This window comes from Liquorilactobacillus ghanensis DSM 18630, from assembly GCF_001435235.1.
GTDB classification, from domain to species: domain Bacteria; phylum Bacillota; class Bacilli; order Lactobacillales; family Lactobacillaceae; genus Liquorilactobacillus; species Liquorilactobacillus ghanensis.
On sequence record NZ_AZGB01000010.1, the window covers coordinates 1 to 3,076 of the forward strand.

Here is a 3,076-nt window from a genome sequence, read left to right on the forward strand (position 1 = left end):
TCTACCTTGAACTCCGTTCTTACTCTTCTTCTTTGGTTAAGTCTTCGGTTTATTAGTACTGGTCCGCTCCATTCATCACTGAACTTCCACTTCCAGCCTATCTACCTGATCTTCTCTCAGGAACCTTATTTCTATTAAAGAATGGGAAATCTTATCTTGAGGTGAGTTTCGCACTTAGATGCTTTCAGCGTTTATCTCATCCACACTTAGCTACCCAGCTATGCTCTTGGCAGAACAACTGGTACACCAGCGGTGTGTCCATCCCGGTCCTCTCGTACTAAGGACAGATCCTCGCAAATTTCCTACGCCCGCGACGGATAGGGACCGAACTGTCTCACGACGTTCTGAACCCAGCTCGCGTACCGCTTTAATGGGCGAACAGCCCAACCCTTGGGACCGACTACAGCCCCAGGATGCGATGAGCCGACATCGAGGTGCCAAACCTCCCCGTCGATGTGGACTCTTGGGGGAGATAAGCCTGTTATCCCCAGGGTAGCTTTTATCCGTTGAGCGATGGCCCTTCCATACGGAACCACCGGATCACTAAGCCCGACTTTCGTCCCTGCTCGACTTGTCTGTCTCGCAGTCAAGCTCCCTTGTGCCTTTACACTCTGCGAATGATTTCCAACCATTCTGAGGGAACCTTTGGGCGCCTCCGTTACCTTTTAGGAGGCGACCGCCCCAGTCAAACTGCCTACCTGACACTGTCTCCCGCCAAGTTTATTGGCGCGGGTTAGAGTGTTCATACAACGAGGGTAGTATCCCACTAATGCCTCTGCCGAAACTAGCGTTCCGGCTTCAATGGCTCCTACCTATTCTGTACAAGTTGTACAAACACCCAATATCAAGCTACAGTAAAGCTCCATGGGGTCTTTCCGTCCTGTCGCGGGTAACCCGCATCTTCACGGGTATTATAATTTCACCGAGTCTCTCGTCGAGACAGTGCCCAGATCGTTACGCCTTTCGTGCGGGTCGGAACTTACCCGACAAGGAATTTCGCTACCTTAGGACCGTTATAGTTACGGCCGCCGTTTACTGGGGCTTCAATTCTGAGCTTCGCCGAAGCTAACCCATCCTCTTAACCTTCCAGCACCGGGCAGGCGTCAGCCCCTATACGTCATCTTACGATTTTGCAGAAACCTGTGTTTTTGATAAACAGTCGCCTGGGCCTTTTCACTGCGGCTGAGCTTACGCTCAGCACCCCTTCTCCCGAAGTTACGGGGTCATTTTGCCGAGTTCCTTAACGAGAGTTCTCTCGCTCACCTGAGGATTCTCTCCTCGACTACCTGTGTCGGTTTGCGGTACGGGCAGCTTTGACCTTACTAGAAGCTTTTCTCGGCAGTGTGACATCAGCACCTTTACTACTTAAATTTCGCTACTCATCACAACTCGTCCTCATGCAAGCAAGCATTTTACTCACTCACAGACTCATTGCTTGAACACACCTCCAACAGTGTGCGTGCTTAGCCTCCTGCGTCCCTCCATCGTTCAAACAGTCATCGCTGGTACAGGAATCTCAACCTGTTATCCATTGCCTACGCCTTGCGGCCTCAGCTTAGGTCCCGACTAACCCTGGGTGGACGAGCCTTCCCCAGGAAACCTTAGTCATTCGGTGGACAGGATTCTCACCTGTCTTGCGCTACTCATACCGGCATTCTCACTTCTAAGCGCTCCACTGGTCCTTACGATCCAGCTTCATCGCCCTTAGAACGCTCTCCTACCACGCAACCTGACGGTTGCATCCACAATTTCGGTAATATGTTTAGCCCCGGTACATTTTCGGCGCAGGGTCACTCGACTAGTGAGCTATTACGCACTCTTTAAATGGTGGCTGCTTCTGAGCCAACATCCTAGTTGTCTGTGCAACTCCACATCCTTTTCCACTTAACATATATTTAGGGACCTTAATTGGTGGTCTGGGCTGTTTCCCTTTCGACTACGGATCTTATCACTCGCAGTCTGACTCCCGAAGATAAATAAATGGCATTCGGAGTTTATCTGAATTCAGTAACCCAAGACGGGCCCCTAGTTCAAACAGTGCTCTACCTCCATTATCCTTACTTCGAGGCTAGCCCTAAAGCTATTTCGGAGAGAACCAGCTATCTCCAAGTTCGTTTGGAATTTCTCCGCTACCCACATCTCATCTCAGCATTTTTCAACATACACGAGTTCGGTCCTCCGGTGCGTTTTACCACACTTTCAACCTGGACATGGGTAGGTCACCTGGTTTCGGGTCTACGTCTGCATACTGATTCGCCCTATTCAGACTCGCTTTCGCTACGGCTCCACCATTTACGGCTTAACCTTGCATACAAACGTAACTCGCCGGTTCATTCTACAAAAGGCACGCTATCACCCGTTAATGGGCTCTAACTACTTGTAGGCACATGGTTTCAGGAACTATTTCACTCCCCTTCCGGGGTGCTTTTCACCTTTCCCTCACGGTACTGGTTCACTATCGGTCACTAGGTAGTATTTAGCCTTGGGAGATGGTCCTCCCAGATTCCAACGGAATTTCACGTGTTCCGTCGTACTCAGGATCCTGAACTGAGGGAAAACAATTTAATCTACAGGGCTCTCACCTTATTTTGCTGACCTTCCCAGATCATTCGACTATTGTTTTCTTTGATAACTCAAATGTTCAGTCCTACAACCCTAGAAAGCAAGCTTTCTAGTTTGGGCTGTTCCCTGTTCGCTCGCCGCTACTGGGGGAATCGATTTTTCTTTATCTTCCTGCGGGTACTTAGATGTTTCAGTTCCCCGCGTTTGCTTCTGACTAGTCTATGAATTCAACTAGTAGTAATAGCCCATTACAGCTATTGGGTTGCCCCATTCGGAAATCTCCGGATCACAGCTCACTTACAGCTCCCCGGAGCATATCGGTGTTAGTCCCGTCCTTCATCAGCTCCTAGTGCCAAGGCATCCACCATGCGCCCTTATTAACTTAACCTTGTTTTACCTGCGGTAAAACGGTTATGAGTTTGCGTTAAGAACTTCTTGTTCAAAACTCTTTTAATACGCGGTGTTCTCGGTTTATATAAAAAGATATTATCTGGTTTTCAAAGAACAAGTTTGA

The 3,076-nt window shown here is 49.1% G+C and carries 1 rRNA gene; it reads right to left on the reverse strand.

Annotated features, from left to right (window positions below):
* Positions 1 to 32: 32 nt before the first annotated feature.
* Positions 33 to 2,950 (reverse strand): 23S ribosomal RNA (locus FC89_RS04005).
* Positions 2,951 to 3,076: the final 126 nt, after the last annotated feature.